This window comes from Sphingobacterium sp. B16(2022), assembly GCF_012030425.1.
Taxonomy (GTDB): domain Bacteria; phylum Bacteroidota; class Bacteroidia; order Sphingobacteriales; family Sphingobacteriaceae; genus Sphingobacterium; species Sphingobacterium anhuiense.
Window position 1 is genome coordinate 980,470 of the sequence record NZ_JAAUVN010000002.1, and the last position, 22,859, is coordinate 1,003,328.

Sequence of the window (22,859 nt, forward strand, 5' to 3'; positions counted from 1 at the left end):
CAATCACTAATTCCTATCTGAAGATAGCAACTGGCTTTTATCAGTTTTAGGTCTTCTAAATGTGAAATACGGGGAATATTTCGTAAAATTGAAGGAGAAGGCCTGAATAGCTTTAAACGGTTTTCGAAATTATTTAAGTTTATGATTTTTGTTTTATTAAGTGTTCTATGTAGTGTTACGGTCGCAGTGCTATTAAAGTATGCAAAACTACAGCAGGTAAGCACCAAACAAATTATTGTCTGGAATTATCCTGTAGCAGCAGTACTAACTTATTTTGTTTTAGAGCCAGACCTCGGAGATATACAGATTGGACAAATGCCTTGGGAATTGTATATTCCTTTGGCAATTTTACTTCCAACACTTTTTATTTTTATTGCATTGACAATTCAATACACAGGTTTGGTTAAAACGGAGATTGCACAAAGATTGTCTCTGTTTATTCCTTTAATGGCATCCTTTGTACTTTTTTCGGAAGTCATTACCTGGAATAAAGGAATTGGTATTCTAGTCGGTTTAGTTGCTATCATTTGTTCCATTGGTTGGCAAAAGGGGAATGTTAAAAATAACAATAAGATTGGTAGCCTGCTGTATCCTTTAATTGTTTTTATTGGAATGGGTGTTATTGACATTCTTTTTAAACAAATAGCGCTTCATCAATCTGTTCCTTATATTACAGCTATGTTTGTTGTTTTTTTATTGGCCATAGCTGTGGCGTTTCTATTTATGATTTATTTCTTAGCAATTGAAAAGCAGTCATTTTCTTTTAAATCTTTCGGATTTGGCATTGTATTGGGCTTTTTCAATTTTGGGAATATATTGTTTTATATGAAAGCTCATCGAGCAATTCCAGATAATCCTTCTATTGTTTTCACAGGGATGAATATTGGTGTAATTTCAATAGGGGCTCTGGTCGGTGTTTTATTATTTAAAGAAAAATTAAGTGCTATCAATAAATTAGGGCTAGCACTTTCTATTATATCAGTTTTAATTATAACATATTTGTGAGTTTATTTGAAGATACTTATCGTACAATTGAAAAAAGTGCAGAGGGAATATTTCGTGATAAAGGAAGTAAATTTATTTCCTATGCCTACCCATTCACTACGGAAGATCAGTTGAAGGAAATCATAGCAGATCTAAAAACCCTACATCCTAAAGCGAGACACCATTGCTGGGCATATCGAATTGGTCCGGATCGAACAGTATATCGGCTGAATGATGATGGAGAGCCTTCGGGGACGGCCGGTCGGCCTATTTTAAATGTATTACTATCACAAGATGTAACAAATATTATTGTGGTTGTGGTTCGTTATTTTGGAGGAACTTTATTAGGCGTCCCAGGTCTGATTAATGCTTATAAAACGGCGACTCAAGAGGTTTTATCTGCCGTAGAGATTGTAGAGAAAACTGTCAATGATATCTATAAAATTGAATTTGATTACTTAGCTATGAACGACGTGATGCGCGTGGTTAAAGAAGAGAATATAACTGTCAGTAAACAAGTTTTTGATAATACATGCTATATGGAAATTGAAGTACGAAAAATGCAGGTCAATTCGGTCATTACACGTTTTGATAAAATTGATAATTGTAAACTTTCTTATTTGCGGACAATATGATAAATGATTCAGAATTAATATTGAATAAAGATGGGAGTATTTATCATCTGAATTTAATGCCAGAAGATATTGCAGATACCATTATCACAGTAGGGGATCCTGACCGTGTAGTAAAGGTATCTCAGTATTTTGACCGTATTGAACTTCAGAAGGGAAAAAGGGAGTTTATTACACACACAGGATATATTGGTAATAAACGTATTTCTGTTATATCAACAGGCATTGGAACGGATAATATTGATATTGTCTTTAATGAATTGGATGCGCTCGTGAATATTGATTTTGAATCAAAAGCATTAAAGTCAAAGCTAACAAGTTTAAATATCATTCGAATCGGAACTTCTGGTGCTGTTCAATCGGATATTGAAATGGGAACGATTTTGGCTTCTTCATTTGGAGTAGGCTTTGATGCCCTGATGCAATATTATGTAAAACCCTATTCAGCTTATGAGAAAACTTTGGAAAGAGCAGTATGGGATGCTTTTCCGAATTTATATCTAAAGCCTTATGTTGCGGAGGCCAGTAAAAATTTATTAGCACAATATGCTTACGATTTGCCAAAAGGAGTGACGATGACTGCTCCTGGTTTTTATGCACCTCAGGGTAGGAATGTGCGCTCTGAAAATACGTTTCCTAATTTGATCCAATTGGCGAATAGCTTCAAGTCAGATGGTTTACGAATTACAAATTTAGAAATGGAGACTGCTGGAATATATGCTTTATCCCGTATGTTTGGTCATCAAGCGCTATCTATTAATGCTATTTTAGCCAGCCGTGTAGCGGGACATTTTAGTTCAGAGCCAGATAAAGTCGTAGATCGTGCTATAAAAATGATTTTAGAACGTTTTTAAAAAATAGAAAAGGAGTTGTATTAAACAACTCCTTTTCTATTTGAGTCAAATTTTAGCATGATGAAGAGTAAAATGGTGAAACTCCATAACGAAGATCCTCCATAACTTATGAATGGTAATGGAATACCAATGACAGGTACAATTCCTATTGTCATTCCTATATTAATAAAGAAGTGAAAAAATAGGATGGAAGCCACTCCATAAGCATAAATTCTTGCAAAAGCAGATCGCTGTCGTTCTGCTATATGAATGATGCGGAGCAATAATGTTAAGTATATCGCTATTAAAAATGTAGAGCCGACAAATCCCCATTCTTCACCCACTGTACAGAAAATAAAATCTGTACTTTGCTCGGGAACAAAATTGTATTTGGTCTGTGTACCTTGAAGATAGCCTTTACCCCAAAATTGTCCAGAACCAATTGCTATCTTAGATTGATTTAAATTGTAACCCTGTCCTCGTGGATCGTCCATTTTCCCAAGGATGATATCAATACGATTTCTTTGATGAGATTGTAAAACATGATTGTAGACAAGATCCACACATAATATGAATACCGACGAAGCGGCAAAAAGAATTCCTATATTAATTAAATTTTTCCGCTTTTTTCTAAACGTCCACATGAAAAAGCCCGCAATTAAAGCGAGTATGCCAATTAATATCCATGCATTTACGAGTAGTGCCATAACAAATAGGACAATACAGAGTCCTCCGAAAATAAGTAAGCTGTTATTGACATATCCTTCTCGATAGAATACAAAGATGAGGGAAAAGAAAGCTAGAGCAGAACCGGTATCAGGCTGAAGCATTACGAGGAATACGGGGAATAATACTATACCAGCACCGATGGCTAAAGTATGCATATTTGGGTTTTTGTTGCTTTGAGAGCTGAGGTAGTTGGCCAAGAGGAGACAGGTTGCCAGTTTTCCAAATTCGGATGGTTGAAGCCTGAAACTTCCAATAGGAATCCATGCCTGATTTCCACCAACATTTCGACCAATAACCAAGACCGCTATTAATAATAGCACAACTACAGCATAGATAACGGGAGATGCGGAACTGAAAAACTTAGCGTCTATAATTAAGATGGTAATACCTATAATTAATGCAGAAGCAATGTACATGGACTGTTTACCATAATTTGTTGCCATATTAAATAATCCAGGATTTTCTGGATCATAGACAGCTGCATGTATATTAAACCAACCGATCAAACATAAAGCTAACCATAAAGAAATGGTTAACCAGTCTATCTTTCCGAAAAAACTACTTTTTTGGTTATTCATGATTTCTCCTTACAGCACTATGGTGGACAATTGTTTCCTTTGGCATTACTGCAGCAATACGGTTAACGTTTTTTGTGGTATCTTTTTTAGATTTAGTTGAATCCGTAGTTTTCTTCAAATCTGCTTTCTTTGGGTCTGCTTTTGGAGCAGGCATAAAATTAGCATTGTAAATACGATCTTGAATATGCTTCGGCATTGTGATTGTATCCTTGATATATTTTTCAACCATCATACTGGCAATAGGGCCAGCCCATACACCGCCATAACCAGCATTTTCAACAAAAACGGCAATGGCAATTTTAGGATTATCCCTAGGAGCAAATGCAAAGAATACAGCATGATCTTTACCATGTGGGTTTTGTGCTGTTCCTGTTTTTCCACACATTTCAATACCAGCAATTCTATTTGCGAAGGCTGTTCCTTCTCCCATATTTACTGCTCTGCTTAATCCCTCTATTACCGGAGTATAGTATTTAGCGTCTACACCTGCTGATATTTTTTCAGTAAACTCCTTTTTAACGATCTTTTTATCGCCAATACCTTTAATAAGGTGAGGACGGTAATAAAAACCTCTATTTGCCACAATAGCCATAATATTTGCCATCTGCAGTGGAGTAACGCCCATTTCTCCCTGACCAATCGATAATGAAATATTAAAAGATGAACGCCATTTGTCGTTTCTGTAACTTTTAGTGAAATGTTCCGATTTATATAATAAGCCTGCATTTTCACCAGGTAAATCAATTCCTAATCGATGACCAATACCAAATTTGGAAATTGCATCGTACCATAGATCGTACGCTTTCGGTCCTGACAGGCCTCTTGAATCAATCATTTTGGCATAAGTATACCCATAATAGGTATTACAAGAGACTTCAATGGATCTGATCAAAGATGTTGCTCCATGGTAATGGGTACAGCGCATAAAACCTCTTCCGCCACCATAGCTATAACCATGTGGACAAAAGAAAGAGGTGTTCTCATCAATAACGCCAGCTTGTTGAGCAGTTAAGGCTGCAACAACCTTAAATACAGAGCCAGGGGGATAAGATGCTTGAATTGGACGATTAAATAAGGGTTTGGTCTCATCATTTAATAATTTCATATAATTATTACCTGTTTCACGACCGACCATGTCATTTGGATTATAACTGGGGCTACTTACATAAGCAAGCACTTCTCCTGTGGAAGGTTCAATGGCAACAATAGATCCCAGTTTGTTTTTCATCAGTTTTTCACCCAAGATCTGAAGTTCTTTGTCTAAAGAAGATACTAGACCTTCCCCAGAAACAGCCAAAGTATCATAGCGTCCTTCCATAAATACACCTTTTGGTCTATTTAAGGCATCGACCATGAGGTTTTTAACTCCTCTTTTTCCTCTTAATAAATCTTCATAAGAGCGCTCAACACCACTTCGGCCAATATAATCTCCTGGACGATAGAAGCCATTTGACTTCTCCACATCTTTTTCTGTAACTTCATTTACATAGCCTAGAAACTGTGCTGCGATACTATCCGGATAATTTCGCACAGTTCTATTTTGAACATAGAAACCTCTGAATCGATACAAATACTCTTGTAAATGGGCATACGTTCGGGATGATAGTTGTTTTTCAAAGATGGAGGCACGATAAGGGGAATGTGCACGGGCTTTATCCATACGTTTGATAAAACCTTCTTTGTCAATTTCAATCAATTGACATAATAGAGCGGTATCGATATCTTTTGCTTCTCTTGGCGTAACCATGAGGTCATATACAGGTTCATTTTGTACTAATACCTGACCTGTACGATCTAAAATAACACCACGTGCGGGATATACTATAACTTTCCGCATGACATTGCTGTTAGCAGAATGTATATAGGAGTCATCTATAATCTGAAGATAAAATAGCCTTGCTATTATTAATAACGCAATACTAATAATAATGCCTTGAATGACAAATTTACGTGCAAAAAAACTATTCATAAATTCTTTTATCCTCCTTTTAAGCGATGGAATTACTAAATTCTACTCTTTCTTTTATAGAAAAGAAAACTAAAAATGAGTAGGATAACCATTGTAAAGATACAACTTAAACCAATAGTCGCTAATGTGTACTGAAACTGTTTGAAACTGAATGTTTCTAATGTGACAAGAACAAAGTGATGAATCAATGTTCCGAAAAAAGTATATGAAAAGAACCATTTAAAATTCATTTCACCTAAAATTGGTGTAATGAATGTATCCATATCGTTTTCAATTGTAATTTTCATAAAAAATACACGATAGGCGGCTAATGCAACACACGCAGCGGCATTGACTCCAAGTGTATCATAAAATACATCTACCGAAAGTCCGGTTAAAAATGCAATTGTAAATAATACAAAGTTCGGCATTCCGGTAGGAAGCAAAAAGATAAATAGAATATATGGAAAAGGACTTGCTAGATTATAATAGCCGATATTTTTAAACAAGAATACCTGCATGGCAATAAGTACCAAAAACCGAATGATATTAAAGAGTAATATTCTAGCCATTATCCTGATTCGTTTCTTCTAATTGTTTTAATTCTTTTGCCAATAAATCTTTCACAACATATACATGGTGGAGGTTTGAAAAATTAGTACTCAAGAGAATTCTTAAATCTAAAAAAGAGTCTCCGGAAGATATTCCCGTTTCCACAACTGCGCCTACCAGTATACCTTTTGGAAAGTGGCCAGAGTAGCCTGAAGTGAACACTTTTTCCGCAGTCTTAACTTTTACGTGATTCGGGATTTCTTTGACCATTGCAAAACGGTAGTCTACGTTGCTGCCCCAAACTAAAGAACCAAATACATCTGTATTAGCTAATGTTACTGATATTTTTGTGTCGGGATGAAGTAGAGACTGAACTGTCGAAAAGTGCGGTGTTACGTTGAGCACAATACCGACCACACCATTTGGAGCAATTACGCCCATTCCTTTTTCAATACCAGCTAAAGAACCTTTATTTAGGGTGAGATAATTACTTTTTTGGTGAATGCTATTATTTGTAACGCTTGCAATAATAAACTCATAACGTCCAAATTCACTACTATCAATAACCGGTCTTTTAGCCATGGCGACTGTATCGGTCGTCAAATAGTTTTCTAACTGCGTTCTCAAACTTGCATTTTCTTTTACAAGTTGATCATTTGTTTCTGTTAGTGACAGGTAGCTTTTCCATGAATTCACTTTTTGGTAAATATTGCCAATTATAGTGTTGGAAGAGTTTAATGCACTAGCACGCTGAAAGGTATTGTTAGTAACAACCAGAAACATAGAAAATCCAAAAAAAAGGATAAACCAAAAGAAAGCGTTATAACGTCTAAGGAATAACCAAAGGTTTCTCATTGTTTAATAATTATTACTTTGCTATTTAATAAAGAAGCGATATAGTGAAAAATCAACTATATCGCATATAAAATTTTATGTTGTGGCAATTATGATTGCATTAAGAACTTAAATCTGCCAATATTCTTTAATGCTATGCCTGTACCGCGCACTACTGCACGAAGAGGATCTTCTGCAATGTGTACCGGTAATTTAGTTTTAGCTTGAATCCTGCGATCTAATCCTCTCAATAGAGCACCACCACCTGTTAAGTAGATACCAGTTTGGTAAATATCAGCAGACAACTCTGGAGGCGTAATTTCTAAAGCTTTCAATATTGCTTCTTCAATTTTAGAAATCGATTTATCTAAACAATGTGCAATTTCTGTATATGAAACGGTGATCTGTTTTGGGATACCTGTCATGAGGTCACGGCCTTGAACGGCGAAATCCTCAGGTGGATCCTGTAATTCCGGAAGAGCTGCACCAACTTCAATCTTAATTTTCTCAGCTGTACGCTCACCGATCATGATGTTGTGCTGTCTACGGATATACTGTACAATATCGGAGTCGAAGTTATCTCCTGCAACACGGATTGATTGGTCGCAAACAATACCCGAAAGTGCAATTACTGCAATCTCTGTTGTTCCACCACCGATATCAATAATCATGTTACCCATTGGTTCTTCGACATCAATTCCGATACCTACTGCGGCAGCCATTGGCTCATGAATTAAATACACTTCTTTTGCTCCTGCAATTTCTGCAGAATCGCGTACGGCACGCTTCTCTACTTCAGTGATTCCTGAAGGGATACAAACCACCATTCTTAAAGAAGGGAAAAACCAACTTTTACCATTATTTACTAATTTTACCATACCACGAATCAAATGTTCTGCGGCAGTAAAATCTGCAATAACTCCATCACGGAGAGGACGTACTGTTTTTATATTATCGTGTGTCTTACCTTCCATTTGCATTGCCTGACGTCCGATTGCAATTACTTTGTTTGTCGTACGATCAAAGGCTACAATAGAAGGTTCATCAACTACTACTTTGTCATTATAGATAATTAAGGTATTTGCGGTACCTAAATCGATGGCAACTTCTTGTGTAAACCAGTTAAATAAACCCATTTGCTGTATTTTAAGCTACTTTTTATGAATATGCAAACCTACTAAAAATTATTAGTTTTTGTAGGTAAGTCTTGATTTTTTTTATTGATAATTTAGAACTCTTTTGCGGAGCTTTAAGGATGATAACAAGTAAACGTTAATTAAAGCATTTTCTTATGTTTTTACTGCAGAAATTAATTTTTCTGTATGTCAATGTAGTAATTAAAAGTGTCAATCTTTATATTTTCTTTGGTTAGATTGTGAATATTTAATGTTTGGTCGTTGTTCGTGATATTAATTGCTTTTAAATTATTATCTGCGGTACCAATATAGACCGGCATTTCAAAATTTTCGACTGTATTTTTCCACTTCGCCTGAACTTTTCCATCTTTTGTCTCTGAAATACATAACACAGGAATCAAAGTTGTCTTCACATATTGCTCAAATATGGAGTTGAAGTTTAAACCAGATTCTTGATTGATGAAATTGACAATGTCATCATAATCAACCTGCTGATGGTAAAACTTAGCATTTAATCCTCTCAAAATAGATCGCCATTTATCATCGTCTGCTATAATTGTTCTAATCATGTTATGCAGTACACCACCTTTATTATACATGTCTCCGGACCCTTCATTATTAACATGATATTGTCCTTGAATCGGTGTTTTGTTTTGAATTGCTCTTCGATTGCCATGTATGTATTCTTGTCCAGCTTTTTTACCAAAATAGTAATCGATATAAAGTGCTTCTGAATAATTGGTGAAACTTTCATGAATCCACATGTCGGCAATATCCGATGCTGTGATATTATTTCCAAACCATTCGTGTCCGGCTTCATGTATGATGATAAAGTCCCACTTTAATCCCCATCCTGTTCCAGAACCATCTCTTCCCAGATAGCCATTTAAAAAACGATTGCCATACGCAATACCACTTTGATGTTCCATCCCTAAATGAGATGTTTCAATTAGTTTGAAACTGTCTTCATAAAAAGGGTAGGGGCCAAACCAATATTCAAATGCTTTTAGCATCGGTTTTACATTGGCCTCGAAATGCGGTTTTGCCCGCTCTATATTTTCACGTAGTACGTAGTAGTCAATATCTAGCTTTCCTTTTTCACCATTAAAGCTATCTTGAAAATGTACGTAATCACCAATATTGATTGCAATGTTATAATTGTTAATGGGATTGGAAACAAACCAGTTGAATTTAGTTTTCTTCTTACCAATGTTTTCTACATTACGGAGACGACCATTAGAAACATTCATAAGTTCTTTAGGCACTGTTACAGAGATTAAGACGCTATCGGGTTCGTCTGACTGATGATCTTTATTGGGCCACCATAAGCTTGCTCCAATACCCTGATTTGCACTCGCTACCCAAGGTTTGTTATTGCTGTCTTTTTTCCAATCAAATCCGCCATCCCAAGGAGCTCTGTTGGCTTGATGTGGTGTACCTGAGAAATACACTAAAATAGAATCCAGTGTGTTTGCTTTAATCTGTGTTGGAAAATCTATAAAAACCGCATTAAATTCTCTTGTATACTTTAGCTGTTTACCCCTGTAAAGAATTTTATCAATTGCCATATTATCAAAAAGATCAATCTGGATGCGATTGAAATCTTGAATAGTTTTAAATTTAATGAGATTGCTTCCTGCAATGCTACGTTTTGGAATATTAATATCAACATCTAAATGATAATAGGTGACATCGTAACAGGTTCTTAAGGGAGTCAGTTGACCTCTTAAAGAATCTTTGCGGGAAAATTCATTTTTGTCTGATAATAATTGCCCATTTACAAGGAAGGGAGATAATAAAAGAAATAGAATTAAATAGGATAGATTTTTCAACGCTTATAATTTTAATATAAGTGTTAAATATAAGATAATTTGCCTATTTAAAAAAATGGGATCTTTTCTAAGAAATAGATCTATTAGCTTTTTTTATTAAAAAAGCTTTCAATTTCTGTTAGTGAAAAGCTATTAAGACAATTTTTAGCACTTAATCCTCCTTTTCTTGCGACAAATATCCCATAATGCATATCAAGTAAGCCTTCCGTGCGGTGAGCATCTGGATTAATTGATAAAAGCACGCCCTTTTCTAAGGCATAACGATGCCATCTCCAATCTAAATCAAGCCTTAACGGGTTGGCATTAATTTCAATCACAACGTTGTTAGCCGCACAAGCATCAATTATTTTTTTATAATCCAGTGGATAACCGGATCTACTTAATAAGAGGCGACCTGTTGGATGTCCTAATATCGTCGTGTAGGGATTTTCTATTGCTTTTAACAGTCTAGTAGTTGCCTTCTCTTCATCCATTTTTAAATTAGAATGAACGGATGCGACTACAAAATCAAAACCTGCAAGAATTTCATCTGGATAATCTAACGAACCATCGGATAAAATATCAGACTCAATACCTTTGAATATTTTAAAGGGAGCAAGTTGTTGATTAAGCTGATCGATTTCTTCCCACTGTTTTTGCACCCGCTCAATAGGGAGGCCATTGGCATATACAGCAGTTTTTGAGTGATCACAAATTCCGAAATAACTTAGTCCTAATTCTTCCTTTGTATATCTTGCCATTTCAGCTAAGGTATGCACACCGTCACTATAAGTAGAGTGATTATGTAAAGTTCCTTTAAGATCATCAAAATTGATCAATTTGGGTAATTGATGATTTTTCGCCAAAAATACTTCATCCAGCCCTTCTCGAAGCTCAGGTTCAATATAGTCTAAGCCTTGTTTAGCATAGATTTCTTCTTCAGAACCTAAAGCTGTAACCAAAGTTAGATCGAGTAATTCTAAGTGCTTTTTAGAACCGGTGGTTAATATTAAGTTTTGGTAAAATTCTGCTGTTGCTGATAGATATATATGAAAGGAAAATCCTAATTCATCTCGAAATGAAATGTATTCAAGTTCTTCCTTTAGACTGTCAGCATAATTGGCATTTAGATAAGCTAAAGTAGTTTGTTTATCCGTATCCAATAAGATATCAACAGCGCTAAGTACTTCGCATTTTCTTCTAAAATCTCCAGTAAATGAAATCAGGGTAGGAGATAAGTTCTTTTGTAATGAAGCTAGTAAGTTGTTTGCATTGGATAATACCCTTGCATATAAAAACCAACCTTGATTGGATATGGAGAATTCGATGGATTTTTTAATATCCTCTTGTGTTTTTAGGCCAAAACCTTTTGCCTCAATGAGCCTGTTTTCGTTGCACGCGTACAATAACTCACCAACACTTTCAATCTGGAGCTCAGTCCAGATAATTTGTATCTTTTTTGGACCTAAGCCTTTTATGTTAAGCATTTCCAAAATTCCTTCTGGAGTAATGCTTAACATCGCGTCTAGCTCATCGAATGAGCCAGTTTCGGCTAATTTTTTCACCTTCTCTGCAGTGCTTTTCCCGATACCGGGCTGACTGCTTATTTCTTCTAAAGAAGCTGTTTCCAGCAGAAAAGGTATTTTATCTAACTTAAAGGATGCACTGGCAATTGCTTTTGTTCTGAATGGGTTTTCATTATGTAATTCCATCAGTTGGCTACATAACTTGAATTTTTTAGCAATTGTCTTGTTATCCATTTTAGTTATTTTCTAATACTTGATCTTCTTGTTTTACCTCTGGCGCGGGTTGATTGAATTTATAGAAAATTAATCGAACACCCGAGTTCTTCGTGAAAAATTTGACTGTCCAGTTGATAAAGGTAATTACTTTGTTTCTAAAACCAAAAATAGACATTAAGTGAACAAACATCCAAACAATCCAGCCAAAGAATCCATTAAAATGGATTTTACCCATATCGACTACAGCTTTCGCACGGCCAATTGTCGCCATTGAGCCCTTATCAAAGTAAGAGAATTTTTCATTTGAACGGTTATCCATTACATTGCTAATGTGCTTGGCAACATATTTACCTTGTTGTTGTGCTACAGGTGCCACACCAGGTAATCCACGTGGTAAATCATCTGTGATAAATGCTGAAACGTCACCAATTGCGTATACATTTTCCATATCTAACACACGACATTGGTCATCTGTTTGAATGCGGTTACCGCGTTGAATATTTTCTTTTTTGAAACCTTCAGGAAATTGTCCTGCAACACCTGCGCCCCAGATAACTGTTTTTGTTTCGATCGCACTACCATCACCAAAAGAGATTGCAGTACCATCAAAGCCCGTTACAGAAACATTTAGTAATATTTTAACACCTAATGCTTTTAAATATTTTTCAGAGTCTTCAGAAGATTTTTCCGACAAGTTTGCTAATACTTTACTTTGTCCTTCGACTAAGTAAACATTCATTTCTTCCTTGCGTAATTCAGGATAATCTTTTTCCAGAATATTATTTCTGATCTCAGCAATTGCTCCAGAAAGCTCAACACCAGTTGGGCCACCGCCTACAATTACAAAGTTTAAAAATGATTTACGATCTTCCGGATTTGCAATTTGAACAGCTTTTTCAAGATTTTGTAGCACATAGCTCCGAATGTTTAGAGCTTCTTGAATACTTTTCATTGGTAACGCATATTTTGCAATTTGCTGATTTCCAAAGAAATTTGTTGTTGCTCCAGTAGCAACCACTAAGTAATCATATTCAAAATCACCGATATTCGTTTGAACAGTTTTGTTGGACGAGTCAATATGATTAACTTCTGCAATTCTGAAACTAAAATTCTCCTGAGATTTGAACATCTTACGGATAGGGAAAGAGATCGAATCTGCAGATAATGTACCTGTAGCTACCTGATACATTAAAGGTTGGAAGGTATGAAAATTATTTCTGTCTAATAATAGTACTTCTACTTCCTTATTTTTTAACTTTTTAGCAACTTCAATTCCACCAAATCCAGCACCAATAATGACCACTTTTGGGAATTTTCTATCTGAACGATTGCTTAGCATATTATTTGAAATTTATATAAAATATTCGGAAAATTGTAATCCTTCTGCAAATATCTTAATTTTTCACTCAAAAAACTAAAATATCTTTATATATACTTGCTTTTTATTGTCATATTTATTGATAACTAACTGTTTTAATATATCTCTTGTTTTATTACTCCTTGTTAATCAGTGTTTTGTAAACCGTATTAATTGCATGGTTTATTAATACGGTTTGTCTCAAAAAATGAAAAAATGTGTGTAAAAAGTACACTTTGACAATTTATTACTGTAATGCTCCTCTTATTTTAATACTTAGGCCGTTATTTTCATTTGTTAATCGCAGCTGGCATGCAAGTCGGCTATCATCATTAGCATCGGGTAAAGTATCGAGCATATCGAGCTCCTGGTCTTGAGGTTCGGACAAGTTTTCACCTCCAGATTTGATTTCAACATGACAAGTTGCGCAAAGTGCCATGCCTCCACAGGTAGCTAGGACCTCATAATCGCATGCTTTTAGCAATTCCATTAGGGATAAGTTGACATCCGTAGGAACTTCGATTGTTTGAACAGTTCCATCCCGATCTTCAATTTCTATTTCAATAATATTGTCCATAATTTAAAAAGTATTGATGCCATTAACAGTTGTATATTTGAAGCTTAGTTTTTGATCTGGATACACATATTTAAAAGCACTTTGAGCCATTAATGCCGCTTCATGATATCCACATAAAATTAACTTTAATTTACCTGGATAGGTATTGATATCTCCTATAGCATAAATGCGTTCTATATTTGTCGAATAATCAACTGTGTTTACTACGATAGCACTCTTGTCAATATTTAAGCCCCAGTCCGCAATAGGTCCTAATTTTGGGGTTAGCCCAAATAGCGGTATAAAATAATCCGCTTCCATTTTGACTTCTTCTTTTTGTTTATTGACTGCAATCACATGCGATAAGCTATCTGAGCCGTGTACATCTGCCAGGTTGTGGGACAGTAAGAGGTTGATGGCCCCTTTTTGAGCTAGATGATAAACCTTTTCGGCAGAGTCTGGCGCTCCTCTAAAGGAGTCACTTCTGTGAATTAATGTTACTTCCTTTGCGATATCGGCTAAGTAAATCGTCCAGTCTAGAGCAGAGTCGCCACCACCCGCGATGATGATCTTCTTGTCACGATACGTTTCTGGATTTCTGACCATGTAATCAACACCTTTTCTTTCATATTTAACTAAATTAGCCAGTTCAGGTTTTCGGGGCTCAAAGCATCCTAAACCGCCTGCTATAACAACAACTTGGCAGTGTATACGTGTTCCTTCTGAACTAACGACCACATATGAACCATCTTCCTGCCTTTCCAGGCCTTCAACACGTTCGCCGAGTGTAAAAGTGGGATTGAATGGTTCGATCTGTTTCATCTGATTGTCAATCAACTCTTGAGCACGGATAGTCGGGTAGCCCGGTATATCGTATATCGGCTTATGTGGATATATTTCAGACAACTGACCTCCAACTTGAGGTAAAACATCAATGAGGTGACATCTCATCTTTAACAAACCTGCTTCAAATACAGCAAATAGACCCACTGGTCCGGCTCCTATAATACATATGTCTGTTGTTATCATATCAAATGTTAATTACTTAAGTTATTATAAATTTTGTCTAGAATACGTGTGAAGGAACTAAAGTCCTCGTCTGTTAGATTTTCCCAAGCTTTCATGCGAATGCTGGAAACGATGGGAGAGTAGTTTTCTACTTTCTTTCGACCTTCCTCTGTTAGGTGCAAGTGGATACTTCGCCTGTCAGAGGGATGGATCACTCGTTCTGTTAATCCTTTTTTTATTAACAGATCAACAATTCGGGTGAGGGTAGGTTGATCTTTGCAACATTTTTCAGCAAGTTCTTTTTGCAATAGATTATCATTCTCATAAAGTGTCTTCATGATGGTCCACTGATCTACGGTGATATCAAAATCATTATCTGTAAAAGAATTTTGTGCAAATTGTTTTACTTTTTTTGCTGTTCTTTCTAATATGAAAGAGTATCGATTGAATTTTTCGTCTTGCATTTAAAATATTTGTATTGCTAATATTTAGTACAACAAATATAATCATTAAATACTTAGTGCAACAAGTATTTGGTAGATTTATTGTAAAATAAAAAAGGCTTTCAGTTTTATCTGAAAGCCTTTTTAAACGTTTTGATTTTTTGCTAAGGAGTTACCGGTTCTGCTTTTTTAGGAGTTTCTTCGAAATGTTTTCCTTTACTTAAATCATATACTGCTGGTGCAGCTAAGAATATAGATGAATAAGTACCTACAATAATACCAATTAAGATAGCGAAAGAGAATCCTCTGATAACTTCACCACCGAAAATAAATAGTACTGCTAATACGAATACAATCGTCAATGATGTAATAACCGTTCTACTTAATGTTGTATTTATGGCGTGGTTGATCGTTTCACCAAAATCTTTATTTAAAGCATTTGGTTTGTTTAGATCTTCACGGATACGGTCAAATACAACTACAGTATCATTTACTGAATAACCTAATACTGTTAGAATAGCGGCAATAAAATGCTGATCAATATCTAATGAGAATGGAACAATACCATCTAAAATAGAGAACAAACCTAATACAATGATGGCATCATGGACAGTAGCGATTGCAGCTCCAACTGAATATTGCCATTTGTGGAAACGTAACAATATATAACCAGCAATGATTAATAAGGCAAATACTGTTGCATAAATTGATCTTGCTTTCATATCTGTCGCGATACTAGGACCAACTTTCTGAGAAGAAAGAATCTCATGTTTGTTGCTTGCATCTACCTTCGATAATCCTTCATTCAATTTAGTTAAAACTTCTTTATCTGCTTCGTCAGACGTCTCATCGATATGATAAGTTGTCGTTATACGAAGTTGATTTGCAGCGCCAAAGACTTTAACTTCAGTTGTTTTTTGGAAGATATTATCTAAATTTTCACGAACAGCTTCTAAATCTACAGGTTTATCATAGCGGATGGTATAAGTACGTCCACCTTGAAAATCTACACCTTGGCTAAAGCCTTTAATAAAGATTGATGCAAAACAAGCAATAACAATTACGATAGAAACGATGTAAAGACCTTTTCTTTTCTTGATGAATTGGAAATTTGCATTTTGCAATGTTTTTGCCGACCAAGGGAAAGAAACTTTAATTTTCATATCACGTTCTAACATCCACTCAAAAATAATGCGAGTAAGGAATATACCTGTGAATAATGAAGTGATAATACCCACCATTAATGTAGTAGCAAATCCTAAAATTGGACCTGTTCCGAAGAAGAATAATACCAAACCAACTAAGAATGTTGTAATCTGTGAATCTAAGATCGAAGGTAATGCGTGTTTGTAACCATCTGCAACCGCTTGACGGATTGATTTTCCACCGGCTAATTCTTCACGTATACGTTCGTAAATTAGTACGTTGGCATCCACCGCAGTACCCATCGTTAATACGATACCCGCGATACCTGGGAGTGTTAATACTGCATTCAGCGATGCCAATACCCCCATGATAAAGAATACGTTTACAAGAACAGCAATGTTTGCTACTAAACCTGCAGTATTATAGTATGCAATCATGAATACAAGAACAAGCACGATACCGATAACTGCTGAATTCACACCAGAATCAATAGCCGATTGTCCTAAAGTAGGACCTACGATCGCTTCTTCAACGATTTTAGCGGTAGTTGGTAAACGACCAGCTTTTAGTACGTTCGCTAAATCCTTTGTATCTTCAACTGTGAAAGAACCAGAGATGGATGAATTACCACCAGCGATTTCTTCATTAACACCAGGTGCAGAATATACTACATTATCAAGAACGATAGCGATCGATTGGTGACCTTGCGCTGCTTTAGCTGTAATTTTTTTCCATTCACGAGCACCTTCGCTGTTCATCTGCATGGAGACAACGGGTTCATTTCTCTCATTAAACTCATCACGCGCATTGGTAATAACATCACCAGTTAATACTGGGCCATTATCAACGCCTGCAGGTCTGATTGCATATAAAGAAAGGATATTTGGTGTTTTAGCTTCTGGTTTTACTGACCATAACAATTTTAAATTTCCAGGGATAATAGATTTAACCTCAGGTTTGTTTAAAAAAGCATTTACTTTGGCAGTATCTTTTAAATCTGCACTACCTACCATTGCGCCAGGCATTAAAGCCATTTGTTGATTCTCACCCATGTAAACAGCAGGTCTCAAAACATCAAATAATGGATTTTCTTGCGACAATTTAGCAGCAGCGCTATCTTTTGTGTTTTTATTAGCACCAAGGTTCGCTAATAAGTCATCAGACTTTTTAGTCGAATCTGTTGTTGCTTTATCATCTGTCGAAGCAACTTTTAAAGTTGCAGACAAAGTTTTATTGATGTTTTCCAATAAAGGATACACTTCTTGATTAGCATGAGTTTCGTAAAACTCTAATTTAGCTGATCCTTGTAATAATTTACGGACGCGTTGTTCATCGTTAACACCTGGAAGTTCGATCAAAATACGATTTGTACCTTGTTGAATCTGGATGTTAGGAGAAGCAACTCCAAATTTATCAATACGTGTACGAAGTACTTTGTATGAGTTTTGGATAGCATTATCAGCTTCTTTTTGTAAAAAAGATTCCAATTGTGCATCAGAGTCCCCCGCTTTGATTAAAGATGCATTATCTTTAGTCGCGAAATAAGTTGAAAGTGGAGTCGTACTACCTGTAGCTTTATATTCATCAATGAATAAATTAACTAGAGATTTTTGACTTGTTTTACTTTTCAAAATAGCAGCTGTAAGTGCAGCATTGAATTTCTCGTCTTTAGGATTATCTGCTAAGTTACGAATCAACTCATCGATTGAGATTTCCATCGTAACGTTCATACCCCCTTTTAGATCAAGTCCTAAAGCAAGTTCTTGTGCTTTAGCTTCTCTATAGGTGTATTTTGCAAAACCTAAATTGTAAACAACCTCGCCAGCGATAGAGTCTAGGTACGATTTTTCACGTGCCATATCTCCTTGTGCATAATTCTCAGCATCACGCTCAACTTTGCGGGTTACAAAAGTGAATGATAGGGCGTATAGACATGCTATAGATACCGCTATCACCAAAAATTTAATCAGCCCTTTACCTTGCATCGTCTGTTTTTAGTGTATTAGTTTGATATTATATGATATAATTGATAACTCATTCTTGTATGAAAATTACAATTCTCCAAGAATGCCAAAGGTATAAAAATTTTGTAAAATGAAAAGCTTTATTTGATTAAGCTTATGATAAAAAGCGATTAAATTGCAATGAATACGATATTGCTATGCAATCTAATAGAAAAAGCCTCCCGTTTGGGAGGCTTTTTCTATAAAAATGTACTGTTTTATTTATCTCAACGTGTATTTGATACCGAAAGAAAAAGTAGATGCATCAAAGTCACTATTGTGGTTTAATCTCCAATCTGGTTTCCAATCTGCGTGAAAACCGATAGGTGCAGCTGGAATTTTAAATTCTAGACCTAATTGAGGACGAAGTGCTACAAGAGTAATATTGTCACCTGCGTCAACAAAAGATAACTGTGCACCAACACCTGCATACCATCCTAATCCTTTAGCACCAGAAAATGGTCTTGCATATTGGTAATCTGCTCCTACAGCAACCACATTGTCATCGAACATAATTTGTGCCTGTCCGTTGTTTGCACCTCCCATAGACTGTTTGTACTGAACACCCCATAAATCACCAGCTGTACCGTCAAATACAACACCAATTGCAGCGCGTTGTGGTGATTGTGCTTTTGCCTCCTGTGCTCCTAGAGCTAATATGGCAACAGCTGCTACCGATAGTAATACTTTTTTCATAATATGTGTTTTATATAAATTCAATTTAGACATCTTATGCAAATAACCTGCCAAAAGTTGTTACGCACGATGCCGGAATGTTGGCTGTTTGATAAGGTTGCATGATTAAGCTAATGAGAATGAGCTGTTAACTGCATGTTAGGATAATCATTTAAATGTAATTAGTGAAATTAATTTTTATATTTCGCTGAAAATACTTAATTTTGCCTGGCAAATAGAGAACCCAATACATATTTGCCATGCAATTAGATCCACAAAAATTCGTAGCAGAAGGACTTACCTACGACGACGTATTATTAATTCCAGCTTATTCTGAAGTTTTACCACGTGATGTCGATACAAGTACTTTTCTGACAAAAAAAATCAAATTAAATATTCCATTAGTATCTGCGGCTATGGACACGGTGACGGGTGCTGATTTAGCTATTGCTATCGCACAAGCCGGCGGTATTGGTATGTTGCATAAGAACATGACGATTGCAGAGCAGGCTGCTGAAGTGCGTAAAGTAAAGCGTTCAGAAAGCGGTATGATTCAAGATCCTGTAACTTTATTGCAAACTGCAACAGTAGGAGATGCTTTTAAAATTATGAAAGATCATAAGATTGGCGGCATTCCTGTAATAGATGAAAAAGGCAAGTTAGTTGGTATTGTAACGAACCGTGATTTACGTTTCCAAAAAGTCATGAGTCAACCGATCTCTTCGTTAATGACGAAAGACAATCTAGTTACTGCACCAGAAGGGACAGATTTAGTACGAGCAGAAGAAATTTTACAAGATCATAAGATTGAAAAACTTCCAGTTGTTGATAATGAAGGTATATTAAAAGGTCTTATTACTTTTAAAGATATTCAAAAATACAAACATTATCCAAATGCAGCTAAAGATACGCACGGTCGTTTATTGGTTGGTGGTGCAGTTGGTGTCACTCCAGATACTTTAGATCGTGTAGAAGCTTTAGTAAAAGCTGGTGTTGATGTGATTACTATTGATACTGCACACGGTCATTCAAAAGGTGTAATTGATAAATTGAAATTGGTGAAAGCAACATTCCCTGACTTACAGATTATTGTTGGTAATATTGCTACAGGTGCAGCTGCAAAAGCATTAGCAGAAGCCGGTGCTGACGCTGTAAAAGTAGGCATCGGACCAGGTTCAATCTGTACAACACGTATTATTGCTGGTGTTGGAGTGCCTCAGTTGTACGCCATCTATGAAGTAGCAAAGGCATTAAAAGGGACTGGTGTTCCATTGATCGCTGATGGTGGTATAAAACAAACAGGTGATATCGCAAAAGCAATTGCAGCTGGTGCTTATACCATTATGGCCGGATCATTATTTGCAGGTGTTGAAGAAGCTCCGGGAGAAACGATCATTTACGAAGGACGTAAATTTAAATCATACCGCGGAATGGGATCTATCGAAGCGATGGAAAAAGGATCTAAAGATCGTTACTTCCAAGACGTTGAAGATGATATTAAGAAATTAGTTCCTGAGGGTATTGTTGGTCGCGTTCCATATAAAGGGACGTTAGCTGAGGTTGTATATCAATACATGGGCGGATTGAAGGCATCAATGGGCTATTGTGGAGCTGCTACAATTGAAAAGCTACAAGAAGCACAATTTGTACGTATCACAGGTGCTGGATTACGTGAATCTCATCCACATAATATTTCGATTACAAAAGAAGCTCCTAACTACAATAGTAGAGGTTAATAAAAAAAGGTCAGCGATTCAATCGCTGACCTTTTTTTATACCTCGTCTGTTTTTTTCCTGAGATAATTATAGATTTCAATTTGTGAGCGACAAGACTCCTTGTCATTTTCAACGTACCGGTTATTGAGTTCATTGTTCAAAATACGGGCTTTTACATTATCGCGTAGCTGGATCTGCAACATATCTTTGATTTCATCCCTTATTTTCTTACTGTTAATTTTTACAGCAGCCTCTATACGGTGATCCAAGTTTCTCGTCATCCAATCTGCTGAAGAGATATAGGTCACTTCTTTTCCTGCAGCATAAAAATACATCACACGGGCATGTTCCAAAAATTCGTCAACGATGCTGATAGCATTGATTGCTTTTTTAAATTTTGTTTGATTCGTGGCGCAATAGATACCTCTTACAATGAGATCAAGCTGTACACCCGCTTCGGCGGCATCATATAATTTCTTAATCAGTATCCGATCACTGAGCGAGTTCACCTTTAAGATGATACGCGCTTTTCTTCCAGCTTTAACCTCCTCAATTTCTTTATCGATATAATGAATAATTCCATTACGCATATCTGTAGGGCAGATGAGTAGGCTATTGCAGTTTTTAATGACTTCAGCTGGATTGCTTTTTGGCTTTTTTAGGAAATGAAAGACTTTGTTTATATCTGCCATGACACTTCTATTGCTGGTCAATAAACAGTAATCTCCATATAGTTTTGCTGTTTTTTCATTGATGTTCCCTGTACTTACAAAACCATATTGAATGGTTTTGGCACCAACTCTTTTTTTAATGATGCAGAGTTTTGCATGTACCTTTTTATTAGGAACACCAGTTAAAACCCGAATACCCTCAAGTTCAAGTTTCTCTTTCCAAAATAGATTATTCTCTTCATCAAATCGAGCCTGTAGTTCAAGCATTACTGTTACATCTTTTCCATTTCGTGCCGCATTAATCAACGCATTGACGATTTTACTATTTGATGCGAGGCGATATGCTGTGATTTGAATGGTCTTAACATCTGGATCCATTGCCGCTTCGCGGAGCAGATCGATTACTGGACGGAAAGTGTGATAAGGAAATGATAGCAAGATATCTTTTTTGATAATGATATCGGTAATCCTTTGTGTTTTGTTCAGTTGAGGATGTGTAAATGCTGGGTTTGTAATAGGCAGGTTTGGTTGCTTAAATACATTAGGGAAGTCCATAAAATGTTTGAAATTATGGATTTTCTGCCCGGGTATGATATTATCTTTTTTTGTTAATTGTAATTTTTTGATTAAAAATTCGACTAGCCTAGGGTCCATTTCTTTATCAAAGATAAAGCGTGTTGTTTTACCTTTTCTTCTGTTTTTTATCCCTTTTGATATTTTCTCTGCTAATGTGGTATTGATATCATTATCAATATCAAATTCTGCATCTTTAGTTATTTTGAAGACATGCGCATGAAATTCGTCGAATCCAAAATAAGAAAAGATATAAGGAAGATTGAATTTAATGATGTCTTCTAGTAAAATAATATGTTTTTCCTTCGCTGAGGCGGGTAAGATTACAAAACGACCATTTAGCGTAGTTGGAATTTCGATTATGGCAAATCTTGTTTCATATTCCCATTCCTGTTTGCGCATGGAAATTCCTAAGTAAAGACTTTTATCGCGAAGATAGGGCATAGGGCGACTATCATCGAGCAATAATGGAATGACGTTAGACTCGACATCTTCTGAATAGAAATTGCGAACAAATTCTTCTTGTTTAAGGTTGAGCTGACTTGCATCTTTGATATATACATGCTGTTGCGCCATCTCTTTTTGTATAAGCGCCCAAAAATTATCAAACTTTTTTTGCTGTTTTATAACAATCGTATTGACTTCATCCAGTATAATTTGCGGGTCTTCAAAAAAGGATGTATTAGCCTCTTTGTCTTTAATATCTATTGCGCGTTTTAGCCCCGGTATGCGTACTCTAAAAAATTCGTCTAGGTTATTAGAAAATATGCCTAAGAATTTTATTTTAGAAGGAAGAGGTACTGTTTCATCAGCCGCTTCCTGTAGAACTCTGCTATTAAAACTTAACCAGCTGACATCTCTAGGAATGAATTTTCGTGCCATATTTTTTTTAATACTTCTTATTTATGCGATTAGCCTCAAATGTAAATTTA

18 protein-coding genes are annotated in these 22,859 nt (G+C 35.9%); 4 read left to right on the forward strand and 14 right to left on the reverse strand.

The window, feature by feature from the left end; genetic code table 11:
- Window positions 1-141 precede the first annotated feature (141 nt).
- The 3 genes from HCX49_RS14210 to HCX49_RS14220 are packed head-to-tail and all read left to right on the forward strand — an operon-like array spanning window position 142 to window position 2,470.
- Window positions 142-1,005, forward strand: coding sequence for a hypothetical protein (locus tag HCX49_RS14210; protein ID WP_021191199.1), 864 nt, complete (start codon window positions 142-144; stop codon window positions 1,003-1,005).
- Window positions 1,002-1,619 carry a YigZ family protein gene (locus HCX49_RS14215; protein ID WP_021191198.1) on the forward strand — a complete coding sequence of 206 codons (618 nt, stop codon included), beginning with the start codon at window positions 1,002-1,004 and terminating at the stop codon, window positions 1,617-1,619. The genes HCX49_RS14210 and HCX49_RS14215 overlap by 4 nt, the downstream gene beginning before the upstream one ends.
- A complete protein-coding gene (locus HCX49_RS14220; protein ID WP_168127447.1) occupies window positions 1,616-2,470 on the forward strand; it encodes a nucleoside phosphorylase in 855 nt (284 codons plus the stop codon). The genes HCX49_RS14215 and HCX49_RS14220 overlap by 4 nt, the downstream gene beginning before the upstream one ends.
- A gap of 20 nt (window positions 2,471-2,490) precedes the next feature.
- Here HCX49_RS14220 and rodA read toward each other — a convergent pair whose 3' ends face one another.
- From rodA to HCX49_RS14285, 13 genes are all read right to left on the reverse strand, one after another.
- Complete coding sequence (gene rodA / locus HCX49_RS14225; RefSeq protein ID WP_132772632.1) at window positions 2,491-3,756, reverse strand: rod shape-determining protein RodA; 1,266 nt, start codon at window positions 3,754-3,756, stop codon at window positions 2,491-2,493.
- Window positions 3,749-5,725, reverse strand: a complete 1,977-nt coding sequence (gene mrdA, locus HCX49_RS14230) for a penicillin-binding protein 2 (RefSeq protein WP_168127448.1) — start codon at window positions 5,723-5,725, stop codon at window positions 3,749-3,751. Before mrdA ends, rodA begins: the two co-directional genes overlap by 8 nt.
- A 35-nt stretch (window positions 5,726-5,760) precedes the next feature.
- Window positions 5,761-6,276: a rod shape-determining protein MreD gene (locus tag HCX49_RS14235; RefSeq protein WP_132772635.1), complete on the reverse strand. Its 516-nt coding sequence runs from the start codon at window positions 6,274-6,276 to the stop codon at window positions 5,761-5,763.
- Window positions 6,269-7,111 carry a rod shape-determining protein MreC gene (gene mreC / locus HCX49_RS14240; protein WP_132772637.1) on the reverse strand — a complete coding sequence of 281 codons (843 nt, stop codon included), beginning with the start codon at window positions 7,109-7,111 and terminating at the stop codon, window positions 6,269-6,271. Before mreC ends, HCX49_RS14235 begins: the two co-directional genes overlap by 8 nt.
- 89 nt (window positions 7,112-7,200) lie before the next feature.
- Window positions 7,201-8,226 (reverse strand): rod shape-determining protein, encoded by a 1,026-nt coding sequence (locus HCX49_RS14245; RefSeq protein ID WP_021191193.1) that lies wholly within the window; start codon window positions 8,224-8,226, stop codon window positions 7,201-7,203.
- Between the two features lie 173 nt (window positions 8,227-8,399).
- Entirely contained in the window at window positions 8,400-10,058 is a 1,659-nt protein-coding gene (locus HCX49_RS14250) for a M1 family metallopeptidase (RefSeq protein WP_168127449.1), read from the reverse strand.
- Between the two features lie 83 nt (window positions 10,059-10,141).
- Window positions 10,142-11,797, reverse strand: coding sequence for a DNA polymerase/3'-5' exonuclease PolX (locus HCX49_RS14255; protein ID WP_168127450.1), 1,656 nt, complete (start codon window positions 11,795-11,797; stop codon window positions 10,142-10,144).
- A 1-nt stretch (window position 11,798) separates the two neighbouring features.
- On the reverse strand, window positions 11,799-13,118 hold the full coding sequence (locus tag HCX49_RS14260; RefSeq protein ID WP_168127451.1) for an NAD(P)/FAD-dependent oxidoreductase: 1,320 nt from the start codon (window positions 13,116-13,118) through the stop codon (window positions 11,799-11,801).
- Window positions 13,119-13,383: 265 nt separating this feature from the next.
- Window positions 13,384-13,713, reverse strand: coding sequence for a 2Fe-2S iron-sulfur cluster-binding protein (locus HCX49_RS14265; protein WP_132772645.1), 330 nt, complete (start codon window positions 13,711-13,713; stop codon window positions 13,384-13,386).
- 3 nt (window positions 13,714-13,716) lie between these two features.
- On the reverse strand, window positions 13,717-14,721 hold the full coding sequence (locus HCX49_RS14270) for an NAD(P)/FAD-dependent oxidoreductase (RefSeq protein ID WP_168127452.1): 1,005 nt from the start codon (window positions 14,719-14,721) through the stop codon (window positions 13,717-13,719).
- An 8-nt stretch (window positions 14,722-14,729) separates the two neighbouring features.
- Complete coding sequence (locus HCX49_RS14275) at window positions 14,730-15,164, reverse strand: MarR family winged helix-turn-helix transcriptional regulator (RefSeq protein ID WP_132772649.1); 435 nt, start codon at window positions 15,162-15,164, stop codon at window positions 14,730-14,732.
- A 143-nt stretch (window positions 15,165-15,307) separates the two neighbouring features.
- Entirely contained in the window at window positions 15,308-18,274 is a 2,967-nt protein-coding gene (gene secDF / locus HCX49_RS14280; protein ID WP_168127453.1) for a protein translocase subunit SecDF, read from the reverse strand.
- Window positions 18,275-18,514: 240 nt separating this feature from the next.
- The gene (locus HCX49_RS14285; protein WP_031289033.1) at window positions 18,515-18,988 is read right to left on the reverse strand and encodes a hypothetical protein; all 474 of its coding nucleotides are present in this window, start codon (window positions 18,986-18,988) and stop codon (window positions 18,515-18,517) included.
- A gap of 239 nt (window positions 18,989-19,227) precedes the next feature.
- Here HCX49_RS14285 and guaB point away from each other — a divergent pair, with 239 nt between their 5' ends.
- Window positions 19,228-20,703, forward strand: a complete 1,476-nt coding sequence (gene guaB / locus HCX49_RS14290; RefSeq protein ID WP_168127454.1) for an IMP dehydrogenase — start codon at window positions 19,228-19,230, stop codon at window positions 20,701-20,703.
- A 36-nt stretch (window positions 20,704-20,739) separates the two neighbouring features.
- On the opposite strand, the gene ppk1 is transcribed toward guaB, so the two are convergent.
- Window positions 20,740-22,809 (reverse strand): polyphosphate kinase 1, encoded by a 2,070-nt coding sequence (gene ppk1, locus HCX49_RS14295; RefSeq protein WP_168127455.1) that lies wholly within the window; start codon window positions 22,807-22,809, stop codon window positions 20,740-20,742.
- Window positions 22,810-22,859 lie beyond the last annotated feature (50 nt).